Genomic DNA, 26,539 nt, shown 5'->3' with positions numbered 1-26,539 from the left:
ATTGATCTGTTATTCTTTCGTCTGAATCAGATCCTCTTTATGAAGCATTTCTAAAAATGATAGGACATGTTCTTCACATTGATTTTTATCAACGTCATAGGTGGACATCAACGTGTTTACTAGACTATCTATTGCTATTGGTTTCTCGATGAGTTCCCAAATCTCTCCGCCAATATCTCCTAAGTTATAGTATTTTCCGTTATTAATACTTAACATGACCTTTTCGCCATCCATATCACTGACGATATTTCCAGATTTTTGACTTATGAAATGACCAGTCAGAAAATTTTTATTTGTAATCATATGCGTATCTCCTTTTTAATTTTTGAAAGTAATAGAGCAGATATTTCATTAGCGGTAAAACGAGATGTTGGGCGTTGTATTTGGAAAAGCTCCAACTTATTGATCATAGCCGCACAAGTAGTGAAATGCCATTCCATTAATCCAGAAGGTTTGAGGAAGAAGTTTCGATACGTATGATAAAACAATGTATGGAATCGTTCCAGGTTTTTAATAGGTTGAATGTCTAATTCTTCGCCTTCAGTTTTAACTAATTCGAATATACCTGTAAGTGGCAACGATTCAGTTGTAAACTGAGAGAGTACAGGGACAGCAAACTTTGTTTCTCTATCAACAATTGGACGTAAGTTTTTTGAATCCATTCCAAACTCATTAATGCTTTCCTGCCAAAGTTTTTGCTGAGGATAGGCCGGTGTTACCATTGGAACATTATCCGGCGTTAAGGTAACAGGGATGACATCATCACTAATAAGTTCATAGCCCAGTTTTAACAAAGCAGAAGCAGTGGTAGATTTACCGGCGCCAGAGTCTCCAACAATAGCGTATGCCTTCCCGTCGATTGCTATGGCACTTCCGTGTAACGGAAGGACTTTTCGTTGCATTAAGATTGCGCCCATGCAGGTACCTAAGAGGTAGAGGCGGATTTGGTCGTCACTTGCTTGGTCTAGAGGGGATACGACAATGCTACGGCCATTTGTAATAGAAAAAATAGCTATACCTGGCATATGGAACATAACGAAATTTTCCTTAATGACAAAAGTTTGATTCGGTTTTGCTTGTTCAGCCCACTGTGCAGTAAGATTACCTTTTTTTATCTCTATATCCGGATCAAAATAACTGTACGTTTCTTTAAATAACTCTGGTAAATCATATTCACTAAGGATGGTTAATCTGAATGCTTTATATATAATCTTTTTAGTTGTTTCCATCATCTTTTTGGGTCCTTTCTTGTTAATTAACCCTTATACTATAATAAGTATAAGGGTGTTGGGAGCATTAACTACCTAAACAACTAGCATTAGATCGTCCTTCGTGAGTCTCATTTTTTCCATCTGAAACATCAAAACAATCAGCATTCGCATTACCTGGACCATTCATTGTCAAACTTATATCAAGAACATCTAATACTGGTGTAGACCATGTCTTTTTCATCTGTTCACCCCCTCTCAATTCATCCCGTGTCATGTTGTACTCTTAATAAACCGGTAAAGAATCAAGCAATGTGTTAAGTTTTTAAAATCATGATCGATGATTAGTTCAGGATGTGGTTGGTTAGATAGTTTCTTGATGGTATCTTTGAAGGCGTCTATATTAATAAATTTTGCTATCTTATCATCCATAAACATCTGATTAATTTCTTCAATAAAAGAAGACCAGTTGTTTGCCATTCTGTGAATGATATCTCCTCCTTGAAAACCTCTACTTATTTGATTTAGCCTTACTTTGTCTGGCAATGCATGTTTAGTAACACGACGTAAAAAGGAGCGTTCCAAACCATCTTTGACATACTGTTCATCTGGTAAAGCTAAACAAAATTTTATAACTCTTAAATCATTTGTTGGATCTCGATCCCAGACTCCATAGCGAAGACTCATTTTCGTATTAACAACCCCACTTTTGTTCCATGGATAGAGTTTCTGATAATAGTTTTTTCGATAGTCTGTAAGATTTGTCACAGAGCCGTTTATATTCATTCCATGCCCTAGAAGTTCTTCATATACATTTGTTTTTCTAGCCAATTCACCATTAATCATCGAAGTGAATGGACTATCTTGTTTTCTTTTTCCCCATAGTGAGATCTTAGGAGATGCTTTTTTTGCAATAAATGGTACAACAACTTTTTTTCCGGTATTGAAGTTCTGACAGTACGCTCCGAGTTCCCGATATAGACTGATCCACTTAAGTTTTTTCATGAGGGATGTGTAGTAGCTGTAAGTTAAATTTAAGGATCCCCAAGAGATAGAATGATTTCCTCTTGCTCCATTAAGCATAATCTTGATCCCTTTGGACTGTGCTTCTTTATTAATTCCTTTGAGCCAAAAGGTGTTCTCAAAAAATTTATAAGGCATTTCCATCAATTCTAGAAAGTCATCTACTTCTGTATACGGACTTTTACCAGGAAAACTCATGTAATGGTCATTGATATTCCCTACGTGTGCGACTGTTTCTTTGATAAAGGGTGATTCATCAGCAAGATAATAAGAAGAGGTCCAGTCTTTGAAATCTTTTTCTGGGATGTAGCTATACGTATGTAGTTGTTTATGATCTTTCTTTAATAGGTTTGCTGCAAAACTTACAACCGTTCCGGAATCTAAGCCACCGCTTAAATGAGAGCCTACTTCACCATATGTTCTAATACGGTCACTCACTGCTCTCCCGAAAATGTCCCTAAAGGCTTCTTCGTACTCTTCATCTGACTTTAACTTCAACTTCTTATCCACATTAATCATGCAATATCTTGAAAGAGTGATTCTTCCATTCAGTACAGTGATGCTATGAGAAGGAGGTATTTGTTGAATGTCTTTGTATACCGTTGCTTTCATGTCTGCTGCCTCGATCATACCCGGTATAACTATAAATTGAGCTAACCATTCTTCATTCAGTTTTTTTGTTATATATGGTAAAGAAAAAAGTGATTTTATTGTAGTAGAAAACGCAAAACGATTGTTTTCATTGTAATAATAAAGAGTTCGAGCACCTGAGAAATCTCTTGCTCCAAAAAGTTTTTGTTTTCGCTCGTCCCATATCATGAAAGCAAAATCACCGATTAAGTGTTTCGGAGTTTCACCTTGCCATTTTGCATAGGCTAATAATATTAACTGACTATCAGGCATGACTTTTCTTTGACCATGCTCGACCTGTAATGTATTAAATAATTCTTTGCGATTATCAATAATGGCATCGGCAGTTATCACTAATTGTCTTTCGGAGTCGTAGAAGGGAACAACTTCTTCAACTGATTCCGGAGTGATCCATTGCGCGTGACAACCTAGAAAAACAGTGTCTTTTTTCCATATATCAATAGCATCAGATGGGAATTGTTTAAAGGAATTCATCAAGCTACTAATATATTCACTATTTATTGGTTCTTTATTAAAGTGGATAAGACCAGTAATTGCGCTCATGATTTCCTCCAGTATTTTAATTAAATTTTTAGATAATTATATATATCGCTGAAATAAGTTCTTATAAAAGAACGGAATTTTATTTAATTAAGTTTTTTTGTACGTTATAAAGAACTTATTATGAATAATTTACCATCAACAATTATTAAAGTCAACTGATTTTAATGTTAAAATATGATGTAATTGGTACATAGGACAAACATGATTGAATTATCTATTCATACTTTAATTCCTAACAATATTTTCGTTTATAAATGATTAATGTTTTATTATTTCTACTAGAAGAATGACTTAATAGGAGGGGAAAAAGCGAGGTATTTTTACTTTCAAATGCAAGTAAGATTGCTACCGACAGAGGGTAGGTATTCACTCCCAAAACTCTTGAACTCTTTAAATAAGTAACAATTAATTATTATTCTAAAACAATTCTTTCTGGGTGGGAATAGACATTAAAAGAACTTCCACGAATAAAACCAACCGCAGTGATGTTTAAATCTTCGGCAAGTTTAATGGCTAAGTCGGTAGGGGCCGACTTAGATAAAACAATTCCCACTCCGATTTTAGCTGCTTTTGTAAGAACTTCAGAGGAAATACGGCCACTAAAAACCAGTACCTTATCTCTTACTGGAACATTGTTCAAAATGCTATATCCATATAACTTATCGAGCGCGTTATGGCGACCTATATCTGTACGGCTTACAATCAATTCCTCATTTGAGCAAAGGGCGGCATTGTGAACTCCGCCTGTCCCCTTAAAGACAAGGCTGTCCTCTTGCATTTTACGCATTAACTGGATACATTGTTCTGCTGTAATAAATGATTTTATCGTAGAAGTTTTTGTTGTTTTCGCATCGTTTTGGAAATAAAATTGTCTGCTCTTGCCACAACAGGAGCCAATAAAACGCTTTGAATAGGATTGCTGATTCATAACTTTTTTATTATAAAGATCTACGTATGCGAACCCCTTGTCTTCATCAATTTCAAGTGTCTGAATATCATCTTTAAAACGAAGGACACCTTCCGATGCCAGAAAACCAACAACCATTTCCTCAAAATTAGTCGGTGTGGACACCATTGTCGCAAATTCTTCGTTGTTTACATGAATAGTTAAAGGGAATTCTGTTACAATATCATCTTCCAGTGTTTGAAAAGCGCCATCTTTATACTTTACAATCTGCCTTTTCAGACTCACTTCGTGTTGAGACATTCGTTCCACCTCTTTTCAAGACTATACTAACAGCTATGTAAGACAGAGTATCATATATGCTATTAGAATATGATTATAAACAGTTATTTTCCAAGAGACAAGTGTCATGAATTTCACCTTTTACAAATGTGTCTAAATAGTGAATGTTATTAAAATTAACTATTGTAACTGCTTACAAAAGGAGGTATGATTTAGTTAAATTCATAGAATTGTCACATTTAAGATGCGAGACAGCGATCCTGTCGTCCGGTTTAAATGTTACAACTCTAAAAACGATTACAGTTAGCATAAAGTAGCGAACCTGCTTAAAACTAACCGTTGCGTCTTTTTGAAATGGAGCTCTCATTCATTTTAAAAAGTATTAGCAACGGTTTTTTGTTTGGAATGATAAACGAGTCTGCTTCACGCCGCACTTTAAAAGGAGGAAATCCTTAAGATAGTCGATCATTCTAGCTGTAATTAGTAGATAGCAGTTTATTTTAATTAGGAGTAGGAGTGAAGGTAATGGGGAAAACAAAGAATCGTTGGCTGATTGCTCTTGCAGCAGTTGGTATTCACATTTCAATTGGTTCCGTATATGCATGGAGTGTATTTACAAACCCTTTAGCAGAACAATTTGGCTGGAGTTTAAGTGAAATCTCCTTAACATTTAGTATTGCAATTGCATTTTTGGGTCTTTCAGCTGCATTTATGGGACATTTTGTTGAAAAGTATGGACCCCGCATTTCGGGGCTTGTTGCAGCTACCTTTTTTGGAATAGGTATTGTCGGAGCAGGATTTGCTGTTGATATCGGATCGCTTTGGCTATTATACCTTACATACGGTGCCTTAGGAGGTATTGGCTTGGGTATCGGTTATATTACACCAGTATCGACGCTTGTAAAATGGTTTCCTGACCGTCGAGGTCTTGCAACAGGATTAGCGATTATGGGATTTGGTTTTGCAGCAATGATTGCAAGTCCGATTATGGCTTCTTTAATCAATTCAGTTGGAATTTCGAACACGTTCTATATTCTTGGAATTAGCTATTTTATTATAATGATAGGATCTTCTTTATATCTTGAAAGACCACCAGAAGGTTACATGGAAGGGGCTGCTGTTGCGAATAAAAAAACGCAAGCAGACCTTTCCCAATTAACTGCTAATGAGGCAGTGAAAACGAAACGATTCTGGTTTTTATGGACCATGTTATTTATTAATGTGACGTGTGGGATAGCAATTTTAGCTGTTGCATCACCAATGGCACAGGAAATCGCTGGTCTGTCAGCTGTCGCTGCGGCAACAATGGTTGGTATTATGGGCTTCTTCAATGGTGCAGGTCGTCTGGCATGGGCTTCTATTTCCGATTACATTGGACGTCCAAATGTGTATACAACATTTTTCGTCCTCCAAATTGGCGCTTTTTTCATGCTACCATCGATCTCGCACGCTATCGCATTTCAAGTAGTTTTGTTTCTAATCATCACCTGTTATGGGGGTGGGTTCGCTTCGATACCGGCTTATATTGGAGACTTATTTGGCACAAAGCAACTAGGGGCCATTCACGGATATATCCTGACTGCTTGGGCTCTTGCTGGTTTAGTCGGACCAATTGTTGCAGCTCGGGTTCGAGAAGTGACTGAAAGCTATGCGGCCACTCTGTATATCTTTGGTGGAATGTTTATTGTAGCGCTCGTAGTATCACTGATTATTCGCATGGACATTAAACAATTAAGAGAAAAAAATGCTAAAGAAACACTAGCAGGTTGACATTTTATATTCTTACTACTAATCTTTTAGTATAAACGTATCGAGATTGGAGTATCATGGGCAAATATGAAGCAGAATTCAGCAACTTAGTTCGGGCATTCAGGAAAAAACATATGGGAAAGGGCCCAAGCAAAATCAGTACAACTTTTTGCAAAAACTGGGCGATATGTGAAATGGAAGGGAATTTGTCACCTATAGAAAAGTTTATTGCAAGTGCCGAAGATGGGAAAACAATGCTTCGTTCGGCTAGAACTGAAATGGTGAAAGAGATGTATCGTAAAAACCGCCCAATTGAAATGGAAGAGTTTTTAGGGTATAACTTTGTGGAACTATTCGTAGATATTGATATAGAACAAGATAAAGGAATGTCTATCTTTGTTTTTGATGGTAACCTGGAAGAAAAGTTTACTAAATTAAAATAGTTAGGTTTGGCACTTGGCAGCGTTCCTGTTTAAGACTCAACCACCGAGGCATTTTTTGATTAAAATGTGCGGTGGTTTTTTTAAAATTACAGAATCGATGAGTGTTGATTTTGAAAAGTCATCGCTTTCGTCCTACGGTGAAGTCCCGAGCCAAAAGGTCAAATTATATTTTTAACAATAAAAGGCGGCTATGCCGTTTTTCTTAAAATACGAAGGGGTGTAAAGATGGGGAAAACGAAACACAATGGCCCGATGAAAAAATCTAAAATGCCAGCACCAGAACATTGGGTGAGTCCAATTCCATTCGGCCTTGGAAAAATTAAACCAACGCATATTCGTGACTCATTTAAAACAGTATGGGAAAACAAAGATAATATTAATTATGCTAAAAATATTATAACGAAGGGTGTATGTGATGGATGTGCGCTGGGAGTCTCTGGTTTATATGACCAAACGCTAACAGGACCGCACATGTGTACAACGAGATTTAATGTTCTTCGGTTAAATACGATGCCTGCAATTAAAGAAGAGATCCTTCATCAAGATATTGATGAGTTGCGTAAATATTCAAGCACAGAGCTTCGAAAGTTAGGTAGAATTCCATACCCGCTGATTCGCAAACCAGGGGACAAAAACTTTTCCCGCATTACTTGGGATGAAGCGATGAATACGATTGCCGGAAAAATGAAAACACTGGATCCAAAACAGTATGCATTTTATATGACTTCCCGAGGGATTACGAATGAGTCATATTATGTGGGCGGGAAAGTTTCCCGTTTCTTAGGTACAAATAATGTCGACAATGCTTCACGCATTTGTCACTCACCTAGTAAGACGGCGATGAAACGTTCTTTAGGGGTTGGAGCATCTACATCCAATTACCAAGACTGGATCGGGACGGATGTTCTATTGTTTTGGGGGAGTGTGGCTTCTAATTCCTCACCAGTTTCTACAAAATACATGCTGGAAGCAAAGAAAAAAGGGACAAAGATTATTGTTATTAATCCTTACAGAGAACCATCGATGGATAAATATTGGGTTCCTTCTGTTCCTGAATCTGCATTATTTGGAACAAAGGTGGCGGATGATTTTTATCAAGTAAATATCGGTGGTGATATTGCTTTTATGCATGGAATTATGAAGCATTGGTTTGACATGGAAGAGAAAGAACACGGATCTGCAATTAACCATCCCTTTGTTCAAGAGCATGTGAATGACTATGATGAACTTAAAGAAAATGTCGAAAAGCAATCCTGGGATGCAATTGTGGACTCAGCAGGAGTATCGAAAGAAAGAATCATAGAATTATCGGAGCTATTGGCAAAAAGTAAAAATGCTGTTTTTGCCTGGGCATTAGGTTTAACAATGCACTCATTTGCTACCGATAACATCTCCCAGGTATCGAATCTTGCTCTGTTGCGCGGGTTTATTGGGCGTAAGTATAGTGGGTTAATGCCGTTCCGTGGCCACTCCTCTGTACAGGGTAGTGGTGAAATGGGGGCAGACCCATTTGTATTACCCGGTGGAGACTATAAAGGTGATAATATTGAGCGAATTGAAAAGCTATGGGGCTTTGAGTTACCTAAATGGCAAGGCGATATTGTAGGTGTTACGCTTGAAAACATCGTTCTTCCAGAAGAAAATGAACGGAAAATTAAACTATATTATATGTCTGGTGGTAACTTCCTAGAAACGATGCCTGAACCTGCATTCATTGAAAAAGCACTATCTGAATTAGATATCAGGGTTCATCAAGACATTATTTTAAATACATCCACGCTTTTGGATGCGAAAGAAGCAGTTATTGTACTGCCGGCAAAAACCCGTTATGAACAAGAGGGAGGGGGAACGTCGACTTCCACAGAGCGAATGGTGTACTTTTCCCCTGAAATAGAAGGGAACAAAAATAGGATTGAAGAGGCTCGTACAGAATGGAAAATATACATTGATCTGGCGAAGCGTGTAAAACCGGAAACCGCTCATTTGATAGACTTCAAGGATGCTTACGAGATTCGTGATGAAATCGCCAAAGCAAATCCAAGCTATGATGGGGTCCAACACTTGAAAAAACAAGGAGATGTTTTTCAATGGGGCGGAGCGTGGCTATGTGAAGATGGCATCTGTCCTACCCCTGATGGAAAGGGTAATTTAATTTCAGTTGAGATTCCTGATTTAAATAAAAAACCCGGAGATTTTTACGTAACTACGAGACGAGGGAAACAATTTAACTCGATGGTTTACGGGGAAACGGATCCTTTTAATCAGGCGGAAAGGTATGACGTATTAATAAATGAAGAAGATGCGAAAGAACTAAGTATTTTAGAAGGAGAAGGGATTGTCGTTTATAATCAATACGGCGTGTTTCAAGGTCAGGCCAAGTTTGTCGAGATTGCAAAATCGAATCTTGGAGTTCATTTTCCTGAAGGAAACTTTCTCCTGCCGAAAGGCCGCTATGAAAAATTTGCTGGTATGCCTGATTACAATATTGCTGTGAAGGTTGAAAAGGCTGATCGGTTCAATGCACGCAAAGACACAAAATACCTTGAAAAACCAGTGGAAGATTTAGAAGTTACTCAAAGTTAGTTAGTTAGAAAGAATGGAAGATTTTGAATGAAATATAGAGATAAGTTAAAGCTTATTGGACAATAAAAAGAAACAAGGATGACTTTTAAAAGTCATCCTTGTTTCTTTTTATTATATATGGCTTTTAAGAGTATCTCAAAGTTTTGTTAACATGATAGAGTCAGTCTCTACTATTACTCTAATCCTTCTTGCACATCTTCAACCATACCAGCGACAGAAGTTAAACCACCAGCAGCTAAGTACCAAAAGCTTGGATCTACGTAAACAACGTTATCTTCTTGATAAGCAGTTGTTTGTTTAATGAGTTCATTTTCAATTGTTTCTTGTGCAGAAAATTCATCATCACCAATTGCTGCGCCGCGATCCATTACAAAAAGATAATCAGGGTTTGTTTCAAGTACATATTCAAAAGAAACATTTTGACCGTGAGATGAGTCTTCAATGTTTTCATCTGCAGCAGGTATCCCAAATTCATCATGGATAATACCGAAACGTGAACCAAGACCATAAGCACTCAATTCACCTTCATTTGCCAATGTAAACAGACCAGTAATTTCATTTGCTGTAGCAGTTTCATGAAGCGTTGCGATTGCTTCATCAATTTCAGCTAGTTTAGTCTCGACTAGTTCTGTTTCCCCAAAAATTTCACCAAGAAGACGAGAGTTCTCTTGAAACGACTCTACGTAGTTAGCGGTATCTACTCCTACATGGATAGTTGGAGCGATCTCAGATAGTTCATCATAAGCTTCAGCTGCACGACCAGAGATGATAATTAAGTCGGGCTCTAAGCCATAAATAGTTTCGAAGTCAGGCTCAAACAAAGTCCCTGCATTCTCATATTCCTCACCTTCGAACTCACCTAAGTATTCAGGGATATTTCCTTGAGGAACGGCAATAGGATCAACGCCAATTTCACGTAATGTATCTAAAACACCGTAATCAAAGACTACAACATTCTCTGGGTTTGTTGGTACAACAGTTTCTCCTAATTCGTGCTCTACAGTGATTTCGGCAGGAGTTTCTTCCACTTCTGCGTTTCCTGCATTTTCATTGCTTTCATTTGCTGCGTTTTCCACTTCTGTATTCTCGTTCTCACTTGCATTATTCTCTTGCTCCGTGCTTTCTTCGTTTGCTGCTGCATTGTTTTCGGCAGCGTTTGACTCCTCATTCGATCCGCAAGCTACTGTAAAGACAGCCAATAGCATTGACATAGAAATAATAGATAGTGATTTTTTCATGCTGGTAACACTCCTCTTTAAAATTTGTTTGTTTACTTCTCACACACAGAAACGTCTATGAGAAGTAAACACAGATTTGCTGATTATTAATGTTTTGAATTTGAATATCCATGTCGTAAATCTCCTTTAATGTACCACTTTGAATGATATCGCATTTATGACCTTCTTTAACGATTTCTCCATTTTTAAGAGCAACAATGTAATCGGAATAACAAGATGCAAAATTAATGTCATGGATGACAAGAACAACGGTTTTGCCTAACTCATCAACCATACGACGAAGAACTTTCATTATTTGAACGGAATGCTTCATATCTAGATTGTTTAAAGGTTCATCGAGAAGAACATAGTCAGTGTCTTGAGCTACGACCATCGCGATGTAGGCACGTTGTCGCTGACCGCCACTGAGTTCGTCAAGATACTTCTCTTGCATGTCGCCAAGCTCCAGGTAGTCAATGGCCTCATCAATAAGACGCAAATCCTCTTTTTTTAAATTCCCCTGTGAATAAGGGAAGCGACCAAACGAAACGAGGTCTCTAACTGTAAGACGAAGGTTCGTGTGATTGGTTTGTTTTAGGATCGAAATCTTTTTAGCGAGATCGTTATCTTTTTGCTTACTAATATCCTTGCCCTCGATATATACTTCCCCTTCATCTTTAACAATGAGGCGACTGATCATCGATAAAAGCGTACTTTTTCCAGCCCCGTTTGGACCGATAAATGTCGTGATTTTCCCTTTTTGTATGTTTACCGAGACATCCTTAATGACGGTTTTGTTGTTGTAGCTTTTAAAAAGTTTCAATGCTTCTACCATTATTTTCGCTCCCTTAACAATAAGTATAGGAAATAGGTTCCACCGATAAAGTTAACAATAACACTTAACGTTGTACTGAATGTAAAGACTCGTTCAACGATCAGCTGACCGCCAATAAGTGCAATGATACTAATGAAGATACTCGCTGGAATAATTCTGCTGTGCTTATAAGTTTTCAGAAATTCATAAGTGACGTTAGCAACAAGTAATCCCAAGAAAGTGATTGGACCAACTAAAGCAGTCGCAATTGAAATGAGGATGGCGACGACTAATAACATTCGTTTCACAACTTTATCAAAAGGGACACCTAAATTAACAGCATGATCTTTTCCTAATGAAATGACGTCTAGATACTTCATATACCTTATACAATAAATACTCACAGCTATAAAGATAATTGTAGAAAGAAGAAGTAAATCAGAATTTACATTGTTAAAGCTAGCAAACATTCTATTCTGTATAGTCAGAAATTCATTCGGATCAATTAATACTTGCATAAAAGTTGTTAAGCTTGAGAAAAAAGTTCCTAAAATTAACCCAATCAATAACAGGAAGTAAATGTTGTTACCCTCTCCGCGAAACAAAAGCTGGTAAAAAAGAAAGGAGAACAAAATCATTCCACCAGCAGTAATAATAAAGTTGAGATTGGCATTTGTCATTGCTATGCTCATGGATCCAAAAGTAAAAATAACAAACGTTTGGATTAACATGTAAAGGGAATCTAGACCGATAATGCTCGGTGTAAGAATACGATTATTTGTAATTGTTTGGAATAGAATGGTTGAAAAAGAAATCGCAGCACCGGTAATCAGAATTGCAAATAAATTTTTGGACCTTCTTGGAATGATATATTCCCAATTGCCTCCAGAATCAATAAGCATATAAATCGCTATTAATACGAGTGATCCAGCAACTAAAATAGTAAGTTTTGTTTTATAAGCCATATTTTTTCCTCCTTAACAGTAAAAAGAGGAAAAGGCCACTGCCAATAACTCCTACAGTTAATCCAATCGGTATTTCATATGGAAAAATAATTATCCTACCAAGCATATCGCAAATTAATACGAACACAGCTCCTAATGCAGCTGTATGAGGAAGGTTTTTCCTAATGTTGTCCCCACGGAAAATCGTAACGATGTTTGGGACAACCAAACCTAGGAATGGAATCATTCCGACCGTAATCACAACGGTTGAAGTAATGATTGCTACGATAATTAATCCAAGGTTAACGACCTGTCTGTAATTAAGACCAAGGTTTTTTGAGAAGTCTTCTCCCATCCCTGCTAACGTGAATCGATTAGCAAACATATAGGAAAGAAAAACGAGGGGAACGGCTATGTATAAAGTTTCATAGTTCCCGGACATCGTAGTTGCAAAGTTTCCTTGGAGCCATGCACTCATATTCTGGATTAAATCATTTTTATAGGCGAAAAAAGTCGTAATTGAACCAATGATATTACCAAACATGAGTCCTACAAGCGGAATAAATATTGGGTCTTTAAATTTTACTTTGTCTAAAATTTTCATGAATAAGAATGTTCCTGCAATTGCAAACGCCATGGCGACTAACAACCGCGTTATTGGACCTGCCGAGGCAAAAACCATCATGGAGACGAGAATACCTAGGCGTGCTGAATCCATTGTTCCAGCAGTTGTTGGTGATACAAACTTGTTTCGGGTGAGTTGTTGCATAATTAATCCGGCAATACTTATACCGGTTCCTGCTATGATAATACTAACGAGACGAGGAATTCGACTCGTCCAAAATATATGTGATTGTTGATCCGTCATCGAAAACAGATCCATAGGTGAGAGTGGAGATACACCGATAAATAAAGACGAAAATGCTACAACAATTAAAAGAAAGATCAAATACTTGAGCTTCATAAAACTCCTCCAACGACGACTAATAAGAGAGACTGTTCCTCCAATCCTAGATTAGAATAATTATTCTAAACGATAATGAGATTCATTATCAATTAAAGGCCTAAATATTATTCTAGCAGTTTTTAAGTAGACTGCAAGGTTTTTTTGGGAAACTTATGGATTATTAAGAAAATGATTTAAAAAATCGCTATAAACTGAGAATTTGGGCGTTGTTGTTTACTTTTAAGGGAACAAGAAGCTAATAGGACCAGCCTTGCTGATTAAGAGTTATAAATCTCGATGCAATCCATGTTTAGAAGAAGATAACAAATCTCGACATAATTCTAAGCTGATGGTTTTCATATTCGTTAAATTGGATTAGAATAATAAAGAGTATTGAATAGACTAAAAGTGAAGATTAAAAATAAATTTTAAAGAGGTACTTATAATGAATAATGATGAGATATACAATCAGTTAATCCAGATTACTAAAAAGGAGAATGTGTTTAGGGATGAGCCTTTGAGAGCACATACACTAACTAAAATTGGTGGTAGTGCTGATTTTTTAGTCACACCTGAATCGTATAATGAAGTTGCAGATATTGTGAAATTGAAAAACAGTCATAACTTTTCCTTTATGCTGCTTGGAAATGGTTCAAACATGATCATTCGTGACGGAGGAATTCGCGGAGTGGTGCTACACATGAAAAAACTGTCCAAGGTGTATGTGGAGAACGACAAACTCATTGCACAGGGCGGGGCGGATATAAAAGATGCTTCTCAACTGGCTTTGCAGCAAGAGTTAGCGGGATTAGAATTTGCTTGTGGTATTCCTGGATCTATAGGCGGTGCAATGATTATGAATGCCGGTGCTTATGGAGGGGAAGTCAAAGATGTTATTGACTACGTGAAAGTGGTGAATAAAGCCGGAGAGCTTCTTACCCTTTATAAGGGTGAATTAGAACTGAGTTACAGATCAAGTATTCTCGGAAAAAATCAGTACATTGTATTGGAAGCGACGTTTCAACTTGAAAAAGGAGAGCCTCTGCTAATCAAAGAGAAAGTGGATGATTTTACTTTTCAAAGGGAGTCAAAGCAGCCACTTGAATATCCGTCTGTAGGAAGTGTTTTCAAACGCCCGCCTGGTTACTTTGCAGGAAAACTTATTCAAGATAGTGGACTGCAAGGAAAAGGAGTTGGAGGAGCGGAAGTATCTTTGAAGCATGCTGGTTTTATCGTTAATAGACGTGAAGCCACAGCATCTGATTATATTGCTACGATCAAGATGGTTCAGGACAAGGTCAGAGAAAATTTTGGAGTAGAACTTGAGTTAGAAGCAAAAATTGTCGGGATGGACAAAATAGAATAAAAAAGAGCACTGAAAAAATTAGTATTTACATTTTTTCAGTGCTCTTTTAACAGATAAGAAAGCATAAATTGACAGCTATGTCGTTTTTCCTATCTGTCTATTGGATTTTTTATTCTTTCTTTCGAATTTAAAAACCAGTGAACCATTTGATGCTCTTCGCCAGTTCGTATCATATCCACTTTCTCAAGAACGCGTATCGAAGCTCGATTATCATGTCTGCATTCAGCTTTGATAGATTGAACATTTTTCTGATGAAAAGCCCAATGCATTAATATTTTCAAAGATTCAGTCGCATATCCTTTTTCTCGTGCATGAGGTAGAATTCCATATCCGACTTCAACAGAAGAAAGGTGGTCCGGTTGACCTTTGAATCCTATGTCACCAATAACTTGTTCGTGTTCGCGATGCAAAATCAGCCAAGGACCCCAACCGTATAATGAAGGTTCTTTATCAAGTTTTATTAAATGTCCTTGTATATGAGGTAGATCAAGATGAGGATCATTTTGAAGCAATGGTGATAGTTGGGAAGAACAAGCGGCCAGTATTAATCTATCAGTATAAAGGATTAACTCCATATCGAGCTCCTTTCAAAGTTTGCCTTGTTCTATAACCATAACATGATAGGGAAGATAAAAAAACTGTATGATAGAGAACTCATTACAAGTGCTCATCTCCAAAAACGGCTTTTGAGAAGTGGAGAAATCATTGAGTTTCATGCGGAAGGATCTGAATATTAAATGCAATGATAATAGCTTTATTTTAGGGTCAAAAAGAAGGACTGAAAAAGTACAATCGACTTTTCCAGTCCTTTTGGTTTCTATTAGATAGTTACGAGCAAACCTTCTTTTATAAACGCGGGTCGTCTAGGAGACGAGCCATTTCTTCTTTGTGTCCTGTTTCATCAGCAATGAAATCTTCAATTTTCACAACTAATTCTGTTAATCCTAAAGCTTCAGCTTGTTTCTTTCTTGTTTCATATCTTTCAATCGTTTCCTTCTCAGCTTTGTGTGCTTCGACTAACATGTCCTTAACATCATTAAGTTGTTTTACAGGTGCAGGAGTAGTAGTCGGAGTACCACCTAATGTTTTAATTTTTTCTGACAAGTATAAAGCATGGCCTGCTTCGTCAGTTACTTCACTTTCGAAAAATGGCTTTAGTACTTGGCGATAAAGACCAGAGACAACCGCTGCATTGTAAGTGTACATGATAACTGCAGCATACTCATTTGCTAGATCCTCATTTAGTCCTTCTACTAGTTCTTTTGTCTTTGCGTCCATTATTAAATCATCCCTTCCTTATTTGAAGAAGTCTTGATCACTCTACTTATCTTTTTCCACATTTGAATTTAAATAAACATCTTTTCTGTGAACAGTTTGTGTCGAAGGGTTAGAAACGAAGCTTGAAGAAGCAAAAGGTTGCGACTCTAGTGGGAAAGCATTGCCCGCAGAAAGCTTTCGTCAGTAGCGGACTTAAGACCCTCTGAAACAAAGTAATTTAACAAGCTTATGTAGAGCAGGAGCATCACACAAAAAAGGACTACCCTATAAAAACAGGCATATAATTAATGAGGAAAAGGGGGCGGAGATGATGGCGTTTCTCTCAGCTTTATTGATGATACTTTTCGTAAGTTTTGATGGGCTGATTTGGGGTGTTTTAATTGGATACAAAAGGCATTACTTTCCATTTTTTCACTTTATTTTATTAACAGCAGGAACTGCTTTAATTTTATGGGCTTTTTACCATATGGGCATCATTATTGAAGACTTTATACCTTTTGAACTTTTTAATAAAATATCAGGTGCCATCCTGCTTATATTGAGTATTTATCATTTAATAGATGGAGAGGGAGTTTTTAAAAGAGCACTGCTATTAAAGGTTTTCATTATCGTTAATATTGATAACATAGGGTTTGGGTTGTCGGCTGGCTATTCTAACTTAAATGAGTATGTTCCAATTTTTGCAGGAGTACTATTTGGTGTTTTATTCTTGGTGGGGTTATATGTATCCTACCGATTACCGGTCTATAAGCTTCAGCAGTTAGGTGAACTTCTTCCGTTTCTCGTCCTCTTCAGCATGGGATTATTTAAGCTGCTAATATGAGAAAAGGGGTCAGACCCGCCATTATTGACCTGCCAATATTTACCAAAAAGAGTTAGCCCACTTTGGTGCCGGGCTAACTCTTTTTCTTTAAATACTTTTTGGTAATACGGTTCGTTTCATAAATAATGCAAGAATAAAGGAAATTATCGCAAAGATTAATCCTACTTGGAAGGAAGCTTGGACTCCGGCTGTCATTGCATTAGAAATGTTAATTGGTTCACTCGGATTATTAACCCCTTCAAGATAACTCGCTTGACCAGATGACATAATCCCAATGAATAAGGCGATTCCAATTGCTCCACTTACTTGCATCAGTGTGTTTATAACTGCTGTACCGTGCGGATAATAGGTAGGCGGTAGTTGATTCAACCCATTTGTCTGTCCAGGCATCATCACCATAGCAATTGCGATCATTAAGAACGAATGAAGCAAGATAAATACATATACTGATGTGTCTGCAGAGACCTGTGTAAACAATGCCATAACAACAACTAAAATAAATGTCCCTGGAATAACAAGGAATCTAGGTCCGAATCGGTCAAAAATTCTACCGGCTATAGGGGACATAATTCCATTTAGTACACCACCGGGAAGCAATGCTAACCCAGCTGCAAGTGCACTAAAGGCTAAAGGGCCTTGTAGGTACATTGGTAGTATAATCATTGTTGAAAACATTGTCATCATCATAATAATTAATAGAACAGTTGTTAATGAAAACATTGGTGATTTGAATACCCGGAATTCAAGAATTGGTTCTTTTAGTTTTAATTGACGAGTGATGAACAAGTAAAGAGAAATAATGCTTATGATGATGGAGAGGTAAACTTCAGGATGTGACCAGCCCGCCTCACCTTCACCAATGCTGCTAAAACCAAATACAAGACCACCAAATCCGAGTGTCGATAAGATTATTGAAAGAACATCGACTCTCGGCTTGGTTACTTTCGTTAGATTCTTTAAATAGACGAATGCAAAACCGATTGAAAAAAGAGAGAAAGGCAGAACAAAAATGAAAAGCCATCTCCAATCTAATGTTTCGATAATGATTCCTGATATAGTTGGACCTATGGCAGGAGCAAACATGATGACTAAACCTACCATTCCCATTGCGCCTCCACGTTTTTCAGGTGGGTATAAAAATAAGATCGTATTCATTAATATAGGAATTAATAGTCCAGTTCCAGCCGCCTGAATTAATCGGCCAATGAGTAAGAGCGAAAAAGTTGGGGCGAATGCACAAATAATTGTTCCGATCGTAAACATAATCATTGCTCCGAGGAACATTTGCCTTGTTGTAAACCATCTCACTAATAGTGCCGAGATCGGAACAAGCACCCCTACAATTAACATAAAGCTTGTTGTTAACCATTGAACGGTAGACGCAGTAACTCCGAATGTAGCCATAAGATCTAAATAGGCTACATTTAATAACGTTTCATTTAAGATAGCAAAAAATACACCCATGAGTAATGAAATCATGATTGGGAGTTTTTTTATATCGGTATGCTTAATTTCCGGTTCTATGTTTGATTCTTCCATGTTGTTGGATTGCATGATAATACCTCCGAATTTCTAAATAGTTTCATAAAAATGATATAGTTAAAATAACTTAAGGTTTAATAATTAGCGGGATCTGTTCTTTTAGAATACGCAGGGGCTCACTATTATCTTGAGTCACAGAGACAGTAAGTGCTCCTTCCAGTGTACATTGCAGAAGAATGCCTAATTCTCTTGCTCGATCTTGTTTGAACCCATTTTCAATTAATTTATCAGCAAAAAGTCTTTGCCAACTTGTAAAAGCATCAGAGCAAGCCTTTCTTAATTTTTCACTCATGGAGCAGGTTTCCAATGCAATTAAACCAATGGGAACACCCTCCACATCTTCAGGATGGCCTAAATGATCAACTAGATGTTGAACTACCGACTGAAGGGCTTCTATAGGATCAGCAGAAGCAGTGAGTGTTTTATTTAATTGTTTTCGAACAATTTTGCCTGTATATTCAACCGCCTCTAAAGCAATTTGCTCTTTTCCTTCCGGGAAATGATAATAAATAGAGCCTTTCGGTGATCCACTCTCCTTTATAATCTGATTTAAGCCAGTAGCATGATATCCTTGCACTTGGAATAGCTTAGAAGCTGTTTCAAGAATGTTTAACCGTGAGCTGGAACTACCCATATAAGAAACTCCTTCACAATAAATTATGACAACCGGTCTATATAATTGTGGCGACTTCTCCTTGAATAGTCAAGACTTATTATTGTAAACATTTTTGTAGCGTTACCATTAATTTTCAAATGATTTAAGATTGATTTATGCTTTCTAACGGAGAACCTTGAATCCCCTCTATTAAAACAGTTATTGACTCTAACGTTACGTTATACTTTATCGTAAGAATAGAGGGGTTAGGATGCTTAAAATTAAGGAGGTTGCAGATATAGTAGGTGTAAGTGTTCGCACATTACATCATTATGATCAGATTGGATTATTAAAACCGAAAAAATTAGAAGAGAATGGGTATCGTCTATATAACGAGAAGGATTTAGATCGTTTACAGCAAATACTCTTTTTTAAAGAGATGGAAGTTCCTTTGCGTATGATAAAACGTATTTTAGACGATCCTTTTTTCGATCAAATGCAGGCATTGAAAGTTCATAAAGAATTGCTGTTAAAAAAGAGAGATCGCCTCGATCGAATTATAGATTCAATTAATTCGTCCATGGATAAGTTAAAAGGAGGAAGGGAAATGAAAGATCAAGAACGTAACAAATTCGGTGAAGGATTTGCTGTTTTTCTTCATGATGCAATAAAATTTTATTGTAGAAAATAATGGTCAATGGGAGGGGATAAAGCTATACTCTTTTTAACAATAAGTCAGTTTGTTACCAGCTATGAGTAACATTACTCATAGCTAGCTATCGAATGATAGAACATTAACTACTATTTCCTACATGAAAGAATAAATTAAGAATACTAGACTCGCTAGAAAAATTAATAGTTCGTTCAAACCACCGGTCCTATACAAAGGTATCCCAGTCCGTTTTGTTGTGAAGGGATAAAGTAAAGGAATTCCGCCTTTGGAAAAAGAATCTTCTATAATATGCAAGATCACTCCTAAAGATAGTCCAGCAAGAAACTGATTCTCTGTATTCACAAGTAAAAATCCCATTAATGCGAGTACTAGTCCTGAGTGAGTAAGTCCACGATGACCAAAAAGAAACTTTATAATGCCTGATAAAACAGGTACTCTTCTTCCGAGCCATGATCTCGTTTCATCAATATCAGGAAGAACAGCTCCAAGCAGAAGGCCAGTAACTGTAATGGTAGATCCAATGGGAATGGTAATCGGAGAATAGGTCGTTAGCAAAACTGCTGCTGATAAAGAAGTTGCGATGTGTGTGTAATACCTCATGGTGTTGATCTCCTTCATTAATATAGTAAGAACAAGATCATATCAATAATTGGTGGAATTGAATAGAGTGGGAGGACAATTTTACCAAAACGATAACCAATTACATAGTGCGTTTTACAAAAAAAGAAAAAAACCAACGATTTCCGTTGGCCTTTCAATCAAAAGATTAGTTGTTCTCATCTTGCTCAGAATGCTTTTTAGACATTTCGCAATCAGGTATAAACCCATTTTCTTCGAGTTCACTAAACTTTTCATCCATATGAGCTTGCATTTTTTGTGCCTTTTCTTCTGTGAAAACACCGTATTCAACGTATTTATTAATTATCTCTTTCTTTCTCTCGATGGCGTCCTTTTGCAGCAAGGACATCTCCATTCGCTGATCCTCCGTAAGTTCAACTTCTTTAATATCCTCTGCAGCACTCACTGGAGCAGACAATGTCGCTACAGAAAGCATGCAAACAGCTAGAAATCCTAATAAATATTTAACCATTCGATCTCTCCTTTAGTAATATTTCCCTTATCATGCTCCAACATCACAGATCCTATTCGTGAATTTAGTGAAAAGAGTAGAATAGGAACGAAAATTAGAAAAAGGGGTCTGTCCCCCCATAATATGGGAAATCAATTTTATAGTGGAAACGACAACTATATGGAATAAATTGATGGTAAGATAAAAGGTATTAAATGAGTGTTGGCGAGGGATAGTTATGATTGGTAATTTTGTTTTTGCACTTGCGATTGTGATAATAGGTTTATTAGCAGGCAAAGGACTAAGGGTTCTGTTAGATAAAGGTACAATATCGTCACCGGAAAAAATGCATCGGATATTAAAAGGCTCAACAATGTCCGCATTGTTAGTTGTTAATCCACTGATTATTTTCGGTGCGTTTTGGTATGTTCAGTTAGATGACTTGAGATTAATAGTTATACCAATATTAGGAGCGATAGCTATTGCATTAGGTGGCGGTCTATCCTTGTATGCGGCAAAGTGGTTGAAGTTAGGGAGGAAACAGCAAGGATCCATGTTTGCTTCTGGTACGTTTACAAACTTAGGGAGTTTTGGGAACTTATTTTGTTTTGTTTTTTTAGGAGAGGCTAGTCTTGTTTTCGTAGCGTTATTTAGATTGTTCGAAGATCTAATATACTATGCAGTAGGTTTTCCGGTTGCCCAGTCTTATGGGGAAAATCAAGGATTAAAAGAGAAGTCCCTCTTAAAAAAGTTAGCAACAAATCCCTTTATCATTATTACACTTATTGCAATCGTTATAGGTGGAAGTTTGAACCTGTCTCCGTGGGAACGTCCAGCGTTTTACGCGGATTTAAACAGTGTCCTGGTTCCTATTTTTACGATCTTGCTCGTTGTCCCTACAGGATTTAACTTACAAGTAGGAAAGGTTAAAGGGTACTTAAAAGAAAGCTTCGTTGTTGCGGCGATCAAGTATGGAATTGTTCCTGTTGCTGTAACAATTCTCGCACTTATGTTTGGACTTAGAGAGATTTATGACGGCATTGCATTCAAAACAATCATTATCCTATCGGCGATGCCCCCTGGATTTACTTCTTTAGTGCCACCTCAACTGTTCAATTTGGATAAGGATCTAGCAAATTCCAGTTGGTTTATAACAACAGTTTTATTGATCTTTGTTTTGCCTGTCTTGTATCTGATGACGCTCTATCTATAGGATATAGACACTTCTATTTTGATAGTACGTGATCGATAAGGGGTTAATGAAGTGAAAGGATAACAATCCGCAGAAGACTTTCACCTTATTTAACATTGTCCTTTCAACACCAATTTCTAAAAAGGGGTCTAAAAAAGGGGTCAGATCCCCCAGAAAATGGGAAACCACAGTAATACCGAAATAATACATTTCCTTAATGTTTCACAATTCTTCACAGGATGTTCATCCTCTGTTCATAAACTATTGATATGATATAACTATAGATTAAATATAGGTTATTCATAAGGTTGGAAATCAATGGAGGTTTATGAAGATGAGCGAAAAATCAAAGATTTGGAAAGCCTTTTTACTTCCGTATAAATTTGCCCTGGATGAAATGAAAACAAAAATTAATATTATGGTAGAAGAAGCTAAATATATGCGGGATGAAAATATGATCGAGCATGTTAAAACTCGCCTGAAAACACCGGAAAGTATCGTGTCTAAGTTAAACAGAAAAAAACTTAAAGTCTCAGTTAGTTCTGCTAGAGAAAACTTGTATGATATCGCTGGAGTGAGGGTAGTTTGTCCTTTTTCCTCAGATGTATATGATATGTACGAACTGTTAATGAAAAGAAAGGACCTCTGTGTTGTAGATGTGAAGGATTATATTCGATTTCCAAAACCGAATGGCTACCAAAGTTTACATATGATTATAGAGGTTCCGATAACACTCTCGGATCGTGTGGAATATGTAAATGTCGAAGTTCAATTACGAACACTAGCAATGGATTTTTGGGCAAGCCTAGAACATAAAATTTACTATAAATATGACAAGACAATTCCTAAACATTTGGAAAAAGGTCTATTAGAAGCAGCTAAAACAGCAAGTGCAATGGATGAAAAGATGAAAGACATTCACGATGAAGTTAAACGTATGGACCATACTGGAGGAGCGTCATCGAAAATAGTATCTATCACAGGACCACATGTTAAGGAGGAGATGAATCGTGATGGTTAAATACAAAAAGAAAACATCCTCAGAATTAGTCCTAGAATTACGTAACAAAGGTATTCAAGCCGCACTTTGTATACGTCCCGAAAAAATCCAGCATAAAGGCTGTTAACAATAAATTAATTAAAGATTAAACGAAAGCTTGTGAGTCCCCCCTCATGAGCTTTCGTGCTGTGTGAAATTGATGGAACGATTACGCCACTTTCAGATGTTTTATAGTATGACGTTAAAATGCGAAGAATTGGAGGTGTTTCCATGAAAAATAGTATGAAAATACTTTTAGTAGAAGACGATCCTTATATAAGTGAACTGCTGGACCTCTATCTTTCGAAAGAAGGATACAAAGTCATATTTGCAGCGGATGGGGAAGCAGGTTTGGAGCAATATTACGATAAAAATCCGGAATTCGTTATTTTAGATATTATGCTTCCAAAGCAAGATGGATGGGAAGTTTGTAAAGAAATTAATCGCGATGAACGCTCCGTTCCTATTCTCATGTTAACGGGAAAAGGAGAGAGCTACGATAAGGTGAGAGGATTAGAATTAGGTGCAGATGATTATGTTGTGAAGCCTTTTGATCCAAAAGAGATCATTGCTAGAATTAAGGCGATTCTTAGAAGGACAAGTCCCAATGCTCAAAAAAATCCAAGCTTAATGTTCTTAAACATGACACTTGATATTAGTCAGTACCGTCTTGTTCGAAATGATGATTTTATCATGTTACCTCCAAAGGAGTTGGAGTTGCTGTATTATCTCGCCTCCAATGAGAATCACGTTTTCACTCGTCAGCAGCTTGTACAACAAATCTGGGGGTTTGATTATGAAGGCGATAACCGAACTGTCGATGTGCATATTAAACGAATTCGAGAAAAGATTAACGATGAGTTACCTCATTGGCAGTTAAAAACGATACATGGGATCGGCTATAAATTTGAGGTGAACGAGTGATGGTTAAACGAAGCAGTGTCTTTAAGAAATTGTTCACGTCACATCTTCTAATATTATTTCTTTCTTTTCTTATCTTTGCAATAGTCTTAAACACACTTATCCATCACGAAATGCTGTCGAGATATAATCGAACATTCGAACATCAGATTAATCAAATTCAAGATTTCTTTGAGCGTGCAAATGAAGTCGGAATGTCAGACGATGAACTTCATCATTCCTTAGAATTCAACATGGATCAAGAGAATCGACAAATACTTCTTTTTGATTCAGAAGGAAGGGCGTTGTTTCATCCAGGTTTTTTGCAAGAGCAAGGACTTTCTTCAAATATTGTCGATCAAGCTTTGTCTGGAGAAGAAACGGTATCTGAACGACTGTTGGGAAAACGAGAAGAAATATCGTATGTGATGGCTTCAAAAATTAACATTCCATCCCTTTCGCAAGAACCACAAGCTATTGTCATGGTGTTTCATGAGTTTGATCGTGAGTCCCGTCAAATTATTTGGATAAACTTTTTAACAGCACTAATTGCTTTGGTAATAACCGCAATGATTATATATTATACATCGAGAAAAATAACGGATCCCTTAACGAATATGAACCATAGCGCACTTCAATTTGCCAAGGGCGATTTCTCTCATCGTGTAAATGTGAAAACGACAGATGAGATTGGTCAATTGGGCAACACTCTCAATCATATGGCGAAAGAACTTGGAAGTTTGGATCAGTTGAGAAAAGATTTTGTAGCCAATGTTTCTCATGATCTACGAACTCCATTAACATCGATTCGGGGATTTCTAGGTGCAATGCTGGATGGAACGATCCCAAGAGCAAAAGAAAAGCACTATTTAACCATCATGCATCATGAAACAGATCGTTTAATGAAACTGGTCAATGATCTGTTGAGCACGGCTAGTCTCGAAGCAGGAAATTGGGAATTGGATTGTAAGGCGTATAATGTCACAGAGCAACTCAGAATAATATTGGCTAAATTAGAACCGGAAACATCAAAGCGAGAGATGGAGATTCAATTCGATACAGGAAAAAAAGATGTATACATTTATGCTGATTCCGAACGGATGGAACAAGTATTTATAAATCTGGTACAAAATGCTATACAATACTCATCTTATGGAAGTAAAATTGGCATTCTTGTTAAAGAACAAAAAAATGTGGTTCAAATAAATATATCAGATCAAGGTCTAGGGATGTCAGAAGATGAACTAGCGAACATTTGGGAGCGATTTTATAAATCTGATAAAGCACGTACACAAAAAGTAGGCACGGGAATTGGTCTTTCCATTGTGAAACAAATTCTGGATCTCCACAACGCTACAATAATAGTGGAAAGTAATGTAGGACAAGGAACAACGTTCACACTAACGATCGCAAAAGAAAAACAGTAAGATGATTAATAGGAAGCGGCATGAGTGATGATAGCTCATGCTTTTTTTTCATAAAAAATTGCATCTAATGAACATTTTAAAAACGAAATACAGTATGATCGCGAGAAAGTAAGAACCAATTATAAATAGATATCGGAGTGCTGAAAATGAAACTCCTAGTAAGGATTTCAATAGTAATGATAGTTTTTATAATAGGTTTAACAGTCTACACAATCTGGGACAATAATAGAATTATTGTTGTGGAAGAGACTATTTATATAGATGACTTACCTGCAGACTTAGAAGGATTTCGAATTGTACAGATTGCTGATTTACATGAAGAGGTATTTGGAGAGGGTCAAGAAAAGTTAATTCAATCTATTAATCAATTAGAATATGATGTTGCGGTATTTACAGGAGATATGCTAAGTGATGAGTATAGTACTAATTATGAACCGACTTATTCGCTGCTTGAAGGAATAGAAAACTTGAACGATGCATTATTTGTTCCAGGTAATACTGATCCTGGAGGTGCTTTTACAGGACCGACCTATGCTTTAGATAAACATGAATTTATTGCGGGTATGGGCGATAAAGGTGTGAAAAAACTGGATGCAGTTCACACGATTAATAGAGGGAATTCCAAGGTTCATTTTGTTGAATTTGGTCTGTCGCTAATAGATACATCAGCGGAGTTAGACAAGCTATCAGAAGTATCCGATTTAAATCAGGAAGAAACGTATCAAAAGTCTCTATATGAAGATTTGAGTGTAATAGAGGAGTTAACAGATAAAGAAATTTTAATTTCCCTTTATCATTATCCACTTGCGGATTTAAGGATAGACATTCATAAAAATGATCCGTCTGTTGTTTTTCGAGATTACGATCTTCACATTGCCGGGCATTACCATGGAGGACAATTAAGGATTCCGATATTAGGTGCATTGATGGTTCCTGAATCTTATTATGAGAACAACGGTTTGTTTCCACCTAGAGACAGAGTGAGTGGATTTTGGGAATATGATGACTTAAATCAATATGTCAGCAGAGGTCTCGGTAGCAGTAATGCAATAGGGTTTCTAAATTTTCGACTTTTTAATACACCTGAGGTCAATTTACTAACATTAGAAAAGAAGCCATAAACAATATATAATTTCGTCAAGCGGGTATCTAATTGGATATGTGCTTCTATTTTTTTAGGAGGGAATAAATTGAAAGAACTTAACCTTAAGCAACTATTAGAAGAGTTCAAAGGTAAAGGAACGGAGGATCCAAATATCGAAATAAAAGAAATGATGGAGCATATTCAAAGTAGATTGCAAGACGTAGTTTATCCAAGAAATTGATAA

27 protein-coding genes are annotated in these 26,539 nt (G+C 36.9%); 12 read left to right on the top strand and 15 right to left on the bottom strand.

The genetic code is table 11. From position 1 onward, the window contains the following. Positions 1-9 precede the first annotated feature (9 nt). From ACHABW_RS07760 to fdhD, 5 genes are all read right to left on the bottom strand, one after another. Positions 10-303, bottom strand: coding sequence for a lasso peptide biosynthesis PqqD family chaperone (locus tag ACHABW_RS07760; RefSeq protein ID WP_435754789.1), 294 nt, complete (start codon positions 301-303; stop codon positions 10-12). Continuing rightward, positions 300-1,232, bottom strand: a complete 933-nt coding sequence (locus tag ACHABW_RS07755) for an HPr kinase/phosphorylase (RefSeq protein WP_435754788.1) — start codon at positions 1,230-1,232, stop codon at positions 300-302. The genes ACHABW_RS07760 and ACHABW_RS07755 overlap by 4 nt, the downstream gene beginning before the upstream one ends. 64 nt (positions 1,233-1,296) lie before the next feature. Then, complete coding sequence (locus ACHABW_RS07750) at positions 1,297-1,452, bottom strand: paeninodin family lasso peptide (RefSeq protein ID WP_435754787.1); 156 nt, start codon at positions 1,450-1,452, stop codon at positions 1,297-1,299. Between the two features lie 29 nt (positions 1,453-1,481). Next, complete coding sequence (locus ACHABW_RS07745; protein ID WP_435754786.1) at positions 1,482-3,425, bottom strand: asparagine synthase-related protein; 1,944 nt, start codon at positions 3,423-3,425, stop codon at positions 1,482-1,484. A gap of 412 nt (positions 3,426-3,837) precedes the next feature. Next, positions 3,838-4,632 (bottom strand): formate dehydrogenase accessory sulfurtransferase FdhD, encoded by a 795-nt coding sequence (fdhD, locus tag ACHABW_RS07740; RefSeq protein WP_435754785.1) that lies wholly within the window; start codon positions 4,630-4,632, stop codon positions 3,838-3,840. 504 nt (positions 4,633-5,136) lie between these two features. Here fdhD and ACHABW_RS07735 point away from each other — a divergent pair. The 3 genes from ACHABW_RS07735 (at position 5,137) to ACHABW_RS07725 (ending at position 9,386) form a co-directional block, all read left to right on the top strand. Next, positions 5,137-6,381: an L-lactate MFS transporter gene (locus ACHABW_RS07735; RefSeq protein WP_435754784.1), complete on the top strand. Its 1,245-nt coding sequence runs from the start codon at positions 5,137-5,139 to the stop codon at positions 6,379-6,381. Between the two features lie 56 nt (positions 6,382-6,437). Then, positions 6,438-6,803, top strand: coding sequence for a DUF2294 domain-containing protein (locus tag ACHABW_RS07730; protein ID WP_110939180.1), 366 nt, complete (start codon positions 6,438-6,440; stop codon positions 6,801-6,803). A 225-nt stretch (positions 6,804-7,028) separates the two neighbouring features. Then, the gene (locus tag ACHABW_RS07725) at positions 7,029-9,386 is read left to right on the top strand and encodes an FdhF/YdeP family oxidoreductase (protein WP_435754783.1); all 2,358 of its coding nucleotides are present in this window, start codon (positions 7,029-7,031) and stop codon (positions 9,384-9,386) included. Between the two features lie 173 nt (positions 9,387-9,559). Here the strand turns inward: ACHABW_RS07725 and ACHABW_RS07720 are convergent, their stop codons facing one another. The 4 genes from ACHABW_RS07720 to ACHABW_RS07705 are packed head-to-tail and all read right to left on the bottom strand — an operon-like array spanning position 9,560 to position 13,325. Beyond that, the gene (locus tag ACHABW_RS07720) at positions 9,560-10,624 is read right to left on the bottom strand and encodes a siderophore ABC transporter substrate-binding protein (RefSeq protein ID WP_435754782.1); all 1,065 of its coding nucleotides are present in this window, start codon (positions 10,622-10,624) and stop codon (positions 9,560-9,562) included. A gap of 55 nt (positions 10,625-10,679) precedes the next feature. Next, positions 10,680-11,438 carry an iron ABC transporter ATP-binding protein gene (locus tag ACHABW_RS07715; RefSeq protein WP_110939183.1) on the bottom strand — a complete coding sequence of 253 codons (759 nt, stop codon included), beginning with the start codon at positions 11,436-11,438 and terminating at the stop codon, positions 10,680-10,682. Further along, the gene (locus ACHABW_RS07710; RefSeq protein WP_435754781.1) at positions 11,438-12,382 is read right to left on the bottom strand and encodes an iron chelate uptake ABC transporter family permease subunit; all 945 of its coding nucleotides are present in this window, start codon (positions 12,380-12,382) and stop codon (positions 11,438-11,440) included. The genes ACHABW_RS07715 and ACHABW_RS07710 overlap by 1 nt, the downstream gene beginning before the upstream one ends. After that, on the bottom strand, positions 12,372-13,325 hold the full coding sequence (locus ACHABW_RS07705) for an ABC transporter permease (protein WP_435754780.1): 954 nt from the start codon (positions 13,323-13,325) through the stop codon (positions 12,372-12,374). Before ACHABW_RS07705 ends, ACHABW_RS07710 begins: the two co-directional genes overlap by 11 nt. A 424-nt stretch (positions 13,326-13,749) precedes the next feature. Here ACHABW_RS07705 and murB point away from each other — a divergent pair, with 424 nt between their 5' ends. Further along, positions 13,750-14,673, top strand: coding sequence for a UDP-N-acetylmuramate dehydrogenase (gene murB, locus ACHABW_RS07700; protein ID WP_435754833.1), 924 nt, complete (start codon positions 13,750-13,752; stop codon positions 14,671-14,673). A gap of 89 nt (positions 14,674-14,762) precedes the next feature. Here murB and ACHABW_RS07695 read toward each other — a convergent pair whose 3' ends face one another. Next, positions 14,763-15,248, bottom strand: coding sequence for a GNAT family N-acetyltransferase (locus ACHABW_RS07695; protein WP_435754779.1), 486 nt, complete (start codon positions 15,246-15,248; stop codon positions 14,763-14,765). A 271-nt stretch (positions 15,249-15,519) separates the two neighbouring features. Continuing rightward, positions 15,520-15,951, bottom strand: a complete 432-nt coding sequence (locus ACHABW_RS07690; RefSeq protein WP_435754778.1) for a ferritin-like domain-containing protein — start codon at positions 15,949-15,951, stop codon at positions 15,520-15,522. Between the two features lie 307 nt (positions 15,952-16,258). On the opposite strand from ACHABW_RS07690, the gene ACHABW_RS07685 reads away from it, so the two are divergent. Continuing rightward, positions 16,259-16,774: a hypothetical protein gene (locus tag ACHABW_RS07685; RefSeq protein ID WP_435754777.1), complete on the top strand. Its 516-nt coding sequence runs from the start codon at positions 16,259-16,261 to the stop codon at positions 16,772-16,774. An 87-nt stretch (positions 16,775-16,861) separates the two neighbouring features. Here the strand turns inward: ACHABW_RS07685 and ACHABW_RS07680 are convergent, their stop codons facing one another. Then, positions 16,862-18,313, bottom strand: a complete 1,452-nt coding sequence (locus tag ACHABW_RS07680; protein ID WP_435754832.1) for an MDR family MFS transporter — start codon at positions 18,311-18,313, stop codon at positions 16,862-16,864. A gap of 70 nt (positions 18,314-18,383) precedes the next feature. Beyond that, a complete protein-coding gene (locus ACHABW_RS07675) occupies positions 18,384-18,950 on the bottom strand; it encodes a TetR/AcrR family transcriptional regulator (RefSeq protein WP_435754776.1) in 567 nt (188 codons plus the stop codon). Positions 18,951-19,182: 232 nt separating this feature from the next. Between ACHABW_RS07675 and ACHABW_RS07670 the strand changes: the two genes are divergently transcribed. After that, entirely contained in the window at positions 19,183-19,602 is a 420-nt protein-coding gene (locus ACHABW_RS07670) for a MerR family transcriptional regulator (protein WP_435754775.1), read from the top strand. 117 nt (positions 19,603-19,719) lie between these two features. On the opposite strand, the gene ACHABW_RS07665 is transcribed toward ACHABW_RS07670, so the two are convergent. Then, positions 19,720-20,184 (bottom strand): metal-dependent hydrolase, encoded by a 465-nt coding sequence (locus tag ACHABW_RS07665; RefSeq protein WP_435754774.1) that lies wholly within the window; start codon positions 20,182-20,184, stop codon positions 19,720-19,722. Between the two features lie 166 nt (positions 20,185-20,350). Beyond that, on the bottom strand, positions 20,351-20,674 hold the full coding sequence (locus ACHABW_RS07660; RefSeq protein ID WP_435754773.1) for a YckD family protein: 324 nt from the start codon (positions 20,672-20,674) through the stop codon (positions 20,351-20,353). Positions 20,675-20,891: 217 nt separating this feature from the next. Here ACHABW_RS07660 and ACHABW_RS07655 point away from each other — a divergent pair, with 217 nt between their 5' ends. The 6 genes from ACHABW_RS07655 to ACHABW_RS07630 all read left to right on the top strand — a co-directional run bounded on the left by ACHABW_RS07655 (position 20,892) and on the right by ACHABW_RS07630 (position 26,536). Continuing rightward, complete coding sequence (locus tag ACHABW_RS07655; RefSeq protein WP_435754772.1) at positions 20,892-21,866, top strand: AEC family transporter; 975 nt, start codon at positions 20,892-20,894, stop codon at positions 21,864-21,866. Positions 21,867-22,179: 313 nt separating this feature from the next. Continuing rightward, positions 22,180-22,866 (top strand): GTP pyrophosphokinase, encoded by a 687-nt coding sequence (locus tag ACHABW_RS07650; RefSeq protein ID WP_110939197.1) that lies wholly within the window; start codon positions 22,180-22,182, stop codon positions 22,864-22,866. Between the two features lie 249 nt (positions 22,867-23,115). Then, positions 23,116-23,808, top strand: a complete 693-nt coding sequence (locus ACHABW_RS07645) for a response regulator transcription factor (protein ID WP_435754771.1) — start codon at positions 23,116-23,118, stop codon at positions 23,806-23,808. Continuing rightward, positions 23,808-25,211: a sensor histidine kinase gene (locus ACHABW_RS07640; protein WP_435754770.1), complete on the top strand. Its 1,404-nt coding sequence runs from the start codon at positions 23,808-23,810 to the stop codon at positions 25,209-25,211. The genes ACHABW_RS07645 and ACHABW_RS07640 overlap by 1 nt, the downstream gene beginning before the upstream one ends. A 176-nt stretch (positions 25,212-25,387) precedes the next feature. Further along, positions 25,388-26,332, top strand: a complete 945-nt coding sequence (locus tag ACHABW_RS07635; RefSeq protein ID WP_435754769.1) for a metallophosphoesterase — start codon at positions 25,388-25,390, stop codon at positions 26,330-26,332. Between the two features lie 69 nt (positions 26,333-26,401). Beyond that, positions 26,402-26,536 carry a hypothetical protein gene (locus ACHABW_RS07630; RefSeq protein ID WP_435754768.1) on the top strand — a complete coding sequence of 45 codons (135 nt, stop codon included), beginning with the start codon at positions 26,402-26,404 and terminating at the stop codon, positions 26,534-26,536. Positions 26,537-26,539 lie beyond the last annotated feature (3 nt).

The organism is Salipaludibacillus sp. CF4.18 (assembly GCF_051262595.1).
In the GTDB taxonomy this organism is placed as follows: domain Bacteria; phylum Bacillota; class Bacilli; order Bacillales; family Salisediminibacteriaceae; genus Salipaludibacillus; species Salipaludibacillus neizhouensis.
Note: the sequence above shows the minus strand (reverse complement) of the source record. Positions and strands in the feature narration are given on the sequence as shown.

Coding starts and splice junctions, on each gene's coding strand:
- ACHABW_RS07670 (WP_435754775.1), top strand. CDS start 19,183: ATGCTTAAAATTAAGGAGGTTGCAGATATAGTAGGTGTAAGTGTTCGC.
- ACHABW_RS07680 (WP_435754832.1), bottom strand. CDS start 18,313: ATGGAAGAATCAAACATAGAACCGGAAATTAAGCATACCGATATAAAA.
- ACHABW_RS07705 (WP_435754780.1), bottom strand. CDS start 13,325: ATGAAGCTCAAGTATTTGATCTTTCTTTTAATTGTTGTAGCATTTTCG.
- ACHABW_RS07730 (WP_110939180.1), top strand. CDS start 6,438: ATGGGCAAATATGAAGCAGAATTCAGCAACTTAGTTCGGGCATTCAGG.
- ACHABW_RS07650 (WP_110939197.1), top strand. CDS start 22,180: ATGAGCGAAAAATCAAAGATTTGGAAAGCCTTTTTACTTCCGTATAAA.
- ACHABW_RS07660 (WP_435754773.1), bottom strand. CDS start 20,674: ATGGTTAAATATTTATTAGGATTTCTAGCTGTTTGCATGCTTTCTGTA.
- ACHABW_RS07665 (WP_435754774.1), bottom strand. CDS start 20,184: ATGAGGTATTACACACACATCGCAACTTCTTTATCAGCAGCAGTTTTG.
- ACHABW_RS07755 (WP_435754788.1), bottom strand. CDS start 1,232: ATGATGGAAACAACTAAAAAGATTATATATAAAGCATTCAGATTAACC.
- ACHABW_RS07690 (WP_435754778.1), bottom strand. CDS start 15,951: ATGGACGCAAAGACAAAAGAACTAGTAGAAGGACTAAATGAGGATCTA.
- ACHABW_RS07655 (WP_435754772.1), top strand. CDS start 20,892: ATGATTGGTAATTTTGTTTTTGCACTTGCGATTGTGATAATAGGTTTA.
- ACHABW_RS07635 (WP_435754769.1), top strand. CDS start 25,388: ATGATAGTTTTTATAATAGGTTTAACAGTCTACACAATCTGGGACAAT.
- ACHABW_RS07645 (WP_435754771.1), top strand. CDS start 23,116: ATGAAAAATAGTATGAAAATACTTTTAGTAGAAGACGATCCTTATATA.
- ACHABW_RS07675 (WP_435754776.1), bottom strand. CDS start 18,950: ATGGGTAGTTCCAGCTCACGGTTAAACATTCTTGAAACAGCTTCTAAG.
- ACHABW_RS07640 (WP_435754770.1), top strand. CDS start 23,808: ATGGTTAAACGAAGCAGTGTCTTTAAGAAATTGTTCACGTCACATCTT.
- ACHABW_RS07760 (WP_435754789.1), bottom strand. CDS start 303: ATGATTACAAATAAAAATTTTCTGACTGGTCATTTCATAAGTCAAAAA.
- fdhD (WP_435754785.1), bottom strand. CDS start 4,632: ATGTCTCAACACGAAGTGAGTCTGAAAAGGCAGATTGTAAAGTATAAA.
- ACHABW_RS07685 (WP_435754777.1), top strand. CDS start 16,259: ATGATGGCGTTTCTCTCAGCTTTATTGATGATACTTTTCGTAAGTTTT.
- ACHABW_RS07750 (WP_435754787.1), bottom strand. CDS start 1,452: ATGAAAAAGACATGGTCTACACCAGTATTAGATGTTCTTGATATAAGT.
- ACHABW_RS07745 (WP_435754786.1), bottom strand. CDS start 3,425: ATGAGCGCAATTACTGGTCTTATCCACTTTAATAAAGAACCAATAAAT.
- ACHABW_RS07695 (WP_435754779.1), bottom strand. CDS start 15,248: ATGGAGTTAATCCTTTATACTGATAGATTAATACTGGCCGCTTGTTCT.
- ACHABW_RS07715 (WP_110939183.1), bottom strand. CDS start 11,438: ATGGTAGAAGCATTGAAACTTTTTAAAAGCTACAACAACAAAACCGTC.
- ACHABW_RS07710 (WP_435754781.1), bottom strand. CDS start 12,382: ATGGCTTATAAAACAAAACTTACTATTTTAGTTGCTGGATCACTCGTA.
- ACHABW_RS07720 (WP_435754782.1), bottom strand. CDS start 10,624: ATGAAAAAATCACTATCTATTATTTCTATGTCAATGCTATTGGCTGTC.
- ACHABW_RS07735 (WP_435754784.1), top strand. CDS start 5,137: ATGGGGAAAACAAAGAATCGTTGGCTGATTGCTCTTGCAGCAGTTGGT.
- ACHABW_RS07725 (WP_435754783.1), top strand. CDS start 7,029: ATGGGGAAAACGAAACACAATGGCCCGATGAAAAAATCTAAAATGCCA.